Annotated in this window: 9 protein-coding genes; 3 read left to right on the forward strand and 6 right to left on the reverse strand. The window is 68.3% G+C overall.

Features of this window, described 5'->3' with window-relative positions; genetic code table 11:
• Positions 1-942: PLL family lectin (locus ACZ6NC_RS35670; protein WP_465738027.1), on the forward strand; the 942-nt coding region annotated here is incomplete at its 5' end.
• Positions 943-1,149: 207 nt separating this feature from the next.
• On the opposite strand, the gene ACZ6NC_RS35675 is transcribed toward ACZ6NC_RS35670, so the two are convergent.
• A complete protein-coding gene (locus tag ACZ6NC_RS35675; RefSeq protein ID WP_465738028.1) occupies positions 1,150-1,383 on the reverse strand; it encodes a hypothetical protein in 234 nt (77 codons plus the stop codon).
• A 411-nt stretch (positions 1,384-1,794) separates the two neighbouring features.
• Between ACZ6NC_RS35675 and ACZ6NC_RS35680 the strand changes: the two genes are divergently transcribed.
• Positions 1,795-2,265 (forward strand): hypothetical protein, encoded by a 471-nt coding sequence (locus ACZ6NC_RS35680; protein WP_465738029.1) that lies wholly within the window; start codon positions 1,795-1,797, stop codon positions 2,263-2,265.
• A gap of 50 nt (positions 2,266-2,315) precedes the next feature.
• Here the strand turns inward: ACZ6NC_RS35680 and ACZ6NC_RS35685 are convergent, their stop codons facing one another.
• Positions 2,316-2,525, reverse strand: a complete 210-nt coding sequence (locus ACZ6NC_RS35685; RefSeq protein ID WP_465738030.1) for a DUF397 domain-containing protein — start codon at positions 2,523-2,525, stop codon at positions 2,316-2,318.
• A complete protein-coding gene (locus ACZ6NC_RS35690) occupies positions 2,525-3,343 on the reverse strand; it encodes a helix-turn-helix domain-containing protein (RefSeq protein ID WP_465738031.1) in 819 nt (272 codons plus the stop codon). The genes ACZ6NC_RS35685 and ACZ6NC_RS35690 overlap by 1 nt, the downstream gene beginning before the upstream one ends.
• A 258-nt stretch (positions 3,344-3,601) precedes the next feature.
• On the opposite strand from ACZ6NC_RS35690, the gene ACZ6NC_RS35695 reads away from it, so the two are divergent.
• The gene (locus ACZ6NC_RS35695) at positions 3,602-3,838 is read left to right on the forward strand and encodes a hypothetical protein (RefSeq protein WP_465738032.1); all 237 of its coding nucleotides are present in this window, start codon (positions 3,602-3,604) and stop codon (positions 3,836-3,838) included.
• 204 nt (positions 3,839-4,042) lie between these two features.
• Here the strand turns inward: ACZ6NC_RS35695 and ACZ6NC_RS35700 are convergent, their stop codons facing one another.
• From ACZ6NC_RS35700 to ACZ6NC_RS35710, 3 genes are all read right to left on the reverse strand, one after another.
• Complete coding sequence (locus ACZ6NC_RS35700; RefSeq protein ID WP_465738033.1) at positions 4,043-4,555, reverse strand: GNAT family N-acetyltransferase; 513 nt, start codon at positions 4,553-4,555, stop codon at positions 4,043-4,045.
• Positions 4,556-4,807: 252 nt separating this feature from the next.
• A complete protein-coding gene (locus ACZ6NC_RS35705) occupies positions 4,808-5,215 on the reverse strand; it encodes a hypothetical protein (protein WP_465738034.1) in 408 nt (135 codons plus the stop codon).
• Positions 5,216-5,439: 224 nt separating this feature from the next.
• Positions 5,440-6,252, reverse strand: coding sequence for an alpha/beta fold hydrolase (locus tag ACZ6NC_RS35710; protein WP_465738035.1), 813 nt, complete (start codon positions 6,250-6,252; stop codon positions 5,440-5,442).
• Positions 6,253-6,746: the final 494 nt, after the last annotated feature.

The raw sequence follows: 6,746 nt of genomic DNA on the forward strand, positions 1-6,746 counted from the left end.
GTCTGGTACGTCGGCCCGAACGGCTCCGTCCAGGACCGCTACTGGTACGAGGGCAGCAACTGGCAGGCCTTCGAACTCTCCCCCGCCGGCAGCGCCTCCATCACCGGCGGAATCGCCGCCGTCTCCCGGATCCCGGGCAGCATGGAGGTCTGGTACGTCGGCCCGAACGGCTCCGTCCAGGACCGCTTCTGGTACGAAGGCCACGCCTGGGCGGCCTTCGAACTGGCGCCCCCCGGCAGCGCCTCCACCCACACCGGAATCGCCGCCGTCTCCCGCATCCCCGGCAGCATGGAGGTCTGGTACGTCGGCCCGAACGGCTCCGTCCAGGACCACTTCTGGTACGAAGGCGGCAACTGGCAGGCCTTCGAACTCTCGCCCCCCGGAAGCGCCACCATCACCAGTGGTGTCGCCGCCGTCTCCCGCATCCCCGGCAGCATGGAGGTCTGGTTCGTCGGCGGGGACGCCTCCGTCCAGGACCGCTTCTGGTACGACACGTCGAGCAAGAACTTCGACCAGGACGTCACCACCGACATCGCCATCGGCGGCTCGGCGCACGTCGTGATGCGGCAGGACGGCTTCTTCTCGTTCAGCACGCACGCCCACGACAGCGGCTTCGACAACATCGACTACACGATCACCGCCGCCGTCATGACGCCGGACGGAACCGTGTTCACCTTCCAGCACTCCGGTCACACCGAAGGAACCATCGCCGGCCTGCCCTTCGGCACCCCGGACCGCAACGACGACTTCACGTTCACCGGCAACAACCCGCAGATCACCGAGAAGTGGGACGGCATCCTCAACGGCACCTTCAAGGCCACCCTGGACGGGACGGACACCCTCGCGGCCGGCGTCACGGGAGCCCTCGGCGACCTCGTGAAGGCGATCGTCGCCGCGGCCGGCAAGGCCGCGGCCGAGGCGGTCATCAAGCTCGTCTCCTGACCGCCCCGACCGCCCCCTTCCCTCAACGCCTCGGCCCGGCTCCTCCCCAGGAGCCGGGCCGAGGCCATGCCGGAGCCGACGGCTCAGCGGGGGCCTCGGGGAACCCGAGGGCCCCGCCACCCTCGCACCGTCTCAGCGTGCGATCAGCTCGCGAACCGCGTCGCTCACATCGGGAAGCGGCCGGGAGGTGTCAGCGCCGGGTAGGCGTCAGCCCCACGGGCGGTTGTTCCGGTCGGCGTCCTCGCAGGCCTGGGCCCGCGCTTCGAGGGCGTTCGCCTGGGCGTACTGGCCCTGCCTGCGGAGCTGGTAGGCCTGATCCCGCAGCGAGTCGACATTGCAGGTGATGGTCCCGGCGGACGCGCTCTGCACGGGGGCGAGGGCGAGCAGTGCGCCGCTGGCGATGGCGGCGGCCAGGGCGGCGATCGAAAGGCGTCGAAGCATGGTTCTCCTTCGAAGATGGATGGTACGGGCTCAGCCGTGGCTGACTACCCGCCAGTAACTCTAACCGAAGTGATCTTGAGTCAATTACCACCGAGGCATGGAAAGTGAAGCTCCATCGGCCAATCCACTTGGAATGCATGGGCTGACTGATCCGCCACGGCCAGATCATGGGCCTACCCGCTCGGCCTCGACGACTGCCCGATCACCACCTCGGCTGCCGAGTGACGCAGCACCTCCCCGTCCAGAACCACCCGGATCTTGCGCGGCTCATCTCGCATCAGGATTCGCCGGCGTGCCATCCGTGCGACGAGAAGCTCCGGCTCGACCCGATCGGCTACTCCACGAGCCCGAAGCCGGCGCCCCTGCCGAGGTCACGAGCCGCTGTCGGCCACGGAGGCTAGAGTCCGCTGCATGAGTGACCACTACGACCTGTTCCTGGCAGTGGACCTGCCACCAGACCTGTCCGAGTCGGCGCTTCAGGAGCTGAGGTGGCTCTTGGGCCAGGCAGAGATACCGGCGGTGTTGGAGTCAGCCGACTGGGAGTCCTGGGGCCATCCGTGGCAGGTCTTCGCCGATGGTTCGGCGAGTCACTCGTTCGACGGTGCCAACATCTCCCTGCTGGTGCGTGCTTGGGAGCGGCCGAGTGCGGACGGCAGCGTGCCGTGGGCCCTGACCGTCCGGACCTCCATCCATGAGGACGAGTTCGGGGTGACGATGGAGGTTGTCGAATGGCTGCTTCGGCAGGCGACCACGCAGGGGTGGGCCGGGTTCCTTCGCAGCTCGGCCCTGGGCGACGTCCAGCATGTCGTGTGCGACCAGGACGGGTTCGATCTCGTCGACGTCCGCATGACTCGGAAGGAGATCCGTGTTGCCTGGTCATAGCGGTGACGGCTGGGCGATCACGAGTCCCGCACCCGGTCGGGCTCGGCAGGTCAGCGCTGCTCGAATTCGCCCCGGGCGGCGGCGGTGACGAAGGACTGCCAGGCGTCGGGAGCGAAGGTGAGGACGGGGCCGCGAGGGTCCTTCGAGTCGCGAACCGGAACGGTGGCGGGCCGGCCGACGGCGACCTCGATGCAGTTGCCGCCGTTGTCGCTGCTGTAGGAACTCTTGCGCCACGTCAGGGTCTTCGCGGTGCCGGTCATCAGCTCAGTTCCTTTGCGGCAGAGGCGATCAGGTCGACCGAGGCGTCGGGCGACAACGCGGCGGCCATGAGGAGATCATAGGCGCGCCAAGCAGCCTTGATGTCGTCTGGATCAGCGATGATCTGCCCCTGAACGAAGCCGTCGACATAGAGCACGTTCGGCCCCTCATCCAGGACCAAGGTGGTGAACGGTCCTGCCATGGCGGCGTGGGCGCCCGCAGAGTACGGGATCACCTGGATGACCGTCCCGGGGTCGTCGGCAGCCGCAACCAGCCGCTCGAACTGAGCCCGCATGACCGCAGGACTGCCAGGGTGGCGCCGCAACACGTTCTCATCCAGCACGACCCACATCTTGGGCGGTGCCTCGCGAGCGAGAATGCGCTGCCGTTCCAGTCGAGCGACGATCAGTTCTTCGACCCGATCGCGGCTGAGGCGCCCGGCGTTGAGGATCGCTCGGGCATAGCCCTCGGTTTGCAGAAGCCCGGGAACGAGCTGGTTCTCGAACGTCCGGATGAAGGTCGCAGCCTCCTCCAGCTCGACGTACGGGCGGAACCACGACGGGTACGCGTACTTCACCACCAGCTTGAAGAGTCGCTGAAAGTGATCACCTGTGCCGAACAACTCATCTGCTGACAGCGACATTTCGAGGTTCGGCATCCGCTTCGCCGCCTCGATCTTGTTCAACAGCGAGGGTGCCATGTGCCACTGCTTCGCCAGCGTCCGCTGGATGATGCCCGCCTCATCGCGCTTCCGCCTGAGGTCCGTCGCGTAGAACGCGAGTACGGAGGAGGTCGGGTCCAACTCGTCTGCGGCGGCCATGATCGTGCCCCTACGTGTTGACGCATCTCGAAGTCAACGCCTGCCACCGCCAAAGCGTGGAACGCGGCGCAATCGCAACGGTACACATGGTGACCGACAGCTCACCGCGCAATGGAGAAATCGGCCATGATGAGTAATCAGCTCTCTCCCCCGTGCCAGTGCCCCGACGACTGCGGCGGCCGCCCGGAAGCCCTCCACCGGTTCGTGGACTCACCGCTTCCCGCCGGCGCGCAGGTGCGGCATGTGGACATTCCCACGATGCGACCCGTGTACCGGCCGCGGGTCGGCGAGTTGGTGCGCGACGAGCGCACGAACTGCGTCGGCGTCTTCATGGACATCCAGCACGGCGAGGTGTACCTCCGCCCCGAGCAGGGCGGCCGGGAGTGGACGGCGGCGCCCGAGCACATCACACCGGTCACCGGGCGCGGGAGCCTCAGCGAGCGCGTCGCTGCCCGCAACCGGGACTCGCGCGCCAACCCCACCCACCTCACGTGACGCGTGAACAACCCGGGAGAGGAACGCTGTTGGCGGCGGTCGCCCTGTCCGCCGCCTCGGCCACCGGGCTGGCCGCCGTTGTCGCCATACCGTTGCTGGAGCAGTCGGCCGGGGTGACGCTGCTCATGATTGCCGGCGCGGTGGGGACGGTGGTTCTTCCGGTCGCCGAGCAGAAGGCAGCCGAATGGCGAAAAGGCTTGCCCGTTATACGAGTTCGTCGGCGAGCAGGTCCATCAGCAGATTGTCGTGCCACGTCCCGTCCGGCCCGCGTTCGTACTGGCGCATCGTCCCCACCGGGCGGAATCCCACCTTCTCGTAGCAGCGGATCGCCGCCGCGTTGTCGGCGGCCGGGTCGATGATCAGCCGGTGGTAGTGGTGGTCGGCGACGAGGTGGCGGGCCAGGGTGCGGACGGCGTCGGTGCCGAGGCCCTGGCCGTGGCGGGCCGGGTCGAGATAGATATCGATGCCGGCATGCCGGTACTCGTCGTCGTTCTCGGCGTACCACTGGATCGCGCCGACCACCTGCCCGCCCACCGTGATCACCAGGGTCTCGGTGCCGGGCTCCTTGAGGTCGGTGGCGACGGCGTCGGCGAGGTCGCCACCACCGCGCCAGCGGACGTAGACCTCGGGCGTGGAGCGGATCGCCACGAGGGCCGGAATATCGTCGTCGGCGGCCGGTCGGAGCGTGACGTGGGTGCCGTGCAGAATCGTCCCCATATGGGGCATGTTTCCACGGAATGAGCTATTCGGCGAGCCCTTTTTCCGCACTGCACGCCTGGCCTCCCAGCAGGGAGGATTCGCCGCTGTGGACCTTGCTCACGGCCTTGTCGTGATCGTGCTCGCCTACGTCATGCCGAAGGATCTTCGGCCGATCCGCCGGCAATGGATGGCGCCAGGTTTCGGGCGAGGAACTCGACGACACGGCGCGGGACGACGAGCGTGGCAGCACAGGTGACCGACGTGAAGCCCTCACGTGTCGTCAAGGCCGTCCCAGGGGCTGGAGAACCCGAGCTGCTCGGGGTAGAGCTCGGCCCAGTCATCCTGCTCCCACCCTTGCAGGTAGTCGCCGTGCGACTCGAGAACGAGGCCGAACAGGACACCCTCGAACGTCACCGAGAACGGCGATATCGCGATGTCCTCACAGGTCAGGCCTGGCAGCTCGTCCAGCCACACGGCCAGCTGGTCCTCCGCCTCGGCGACGGCATCAGCCGCGTCATCAGTGAAGTGGACGCGTGAGCGGATATGGCGACCGCAATCGTCGAACTCATGCAACACCGCGCAAAACCGCTCCCCTTCGGTACCGGTAAGGGAACCAAAGTACTGCCCGCCGGCCCACCGGCCGATGGTGCCGGTACGGTGGCCGGGCTCGTGGCGCACGGGTATCAAGGCAGGGACGCTCGTGCTCGAACCGTAGCGGTCGCTGCCGAGAAGGTGGTGAAGGTCGGCGTGGTGAAACAGCCCCGCAGGAACGTCAGCATCGCCAACAGCGAAGCGGGTACGGTCGAGTCCGGAAGCACCGGCGGGTCCCCTCACAGCAGGTGACGCAAGCACCGCCGATGCTTCTCCGCCGCCCGGCCCCGTGCCGCCAGATCAGTCCCCCATCACCTGTCCGAGCGCCCCCCACGACGATCAACGGAACCGTTGAAACCGAGGAGGAGTTCGAGAAGTCGCCCGGGAGTCCGCAGTGGCAGGTAGTGATCGGCATCGGCGACCACCTCCAGCCGCGCGCCGGGGATGCCGTCGGCGAGACGCCCGGCGATGACGCCGATCTCTGGGTGGTCGTGATCGCCGACGACGACCATCGTCGGAACCTCGATCCGGTCCAGACGGTCGACAGCGCCCTCGGCCGGGTCGAGCGCGTGTCCCTTCTCGGCGGCGGCTCCGGCTTCGGCGTTCTCCCGCACCATGGGCTCGATGACCTCGAAACCTGGGGCCCGGTCGCCCAGGCTCGCCCAGAGCGTGAGCTCCAGCTCGGCGATGCGGCGGCCGTCCGATCCACGACGCGCCGCGACGTACGCATCCATCTCAGGGCTCTGGGGCCACTCGTGCCCGCCGGCAGACGCCGCGATCAGCGTCAGCGACCGGACCCGCTCGGGGTGTTCCAGGGTGAAGTCGAGCGCGACCTCGCCTCCCATGCTCAAGCCAACGAGACCCGCGGCCTCGAAGCCGAATCGGTCCAGGACCGCCAGCAGGTCGTCTTCATAGCGGAACGGCGCGGTCGGAGGCGTCGAGCATCCGTGACCCCTGGCGTCGTAACGAACCACGGTGTGGTGCCGTGCCAGCGCGGCGAAGACACGGCTCCACAGGCGGCTGTCGTGGACCGATCCGTGGAGCAGGACGAGCGGGGGGCCAGTCCCGGCCTTCTCGGCCCAGATGTGGCCTCCGCCGGCGACGGGGATCAACTCGGTTGTCATACCTACGATTCGATCACACCGCCGCATCCACCGGGAGCAGAGCCCACCCGACGGAGAGAACCTCGCAACCCTGCCAGAACGTCGAAAGTCGAGTTCTGCTGGAGCTGCAGAAGTTTGATCCGCGGCTGATGCTGGCGGCGCGCGAGGTGCGGAAGCTCGCCCCGCTCGCCGCCGAATGGCTGGCCAGGGGCGTGAGTACGGCGGCGCTTCGGTCGGCGCTCACCTCCGGGCTGCCGAGTCCCGTCAAGTCGCCTGCCGCAATCGTGCGTTGGCGGCTGAAGGAGAAGATGCCCGCCGAGGCCGAGCCGAGTACGCCGGCCTCGGCGGCGCCGGCCTCCTGCGACGGCTGCGACCGCGCCTTCCGTCCGGTGAACGGCGAGCGGCGGGGGGGGGGGTGGCGGACCACGGGGGGGGGGGTGCCCCCCAAGAGGGGAGGAACCCGGGGGGGGGGGGGGGTGCCGTGGGGGTCAAGAGGGGGGGGGGGGGGAGAAGCC

This window comes from Kitasatospora sp. NPDC041988 (assembly GCF_055588525.1).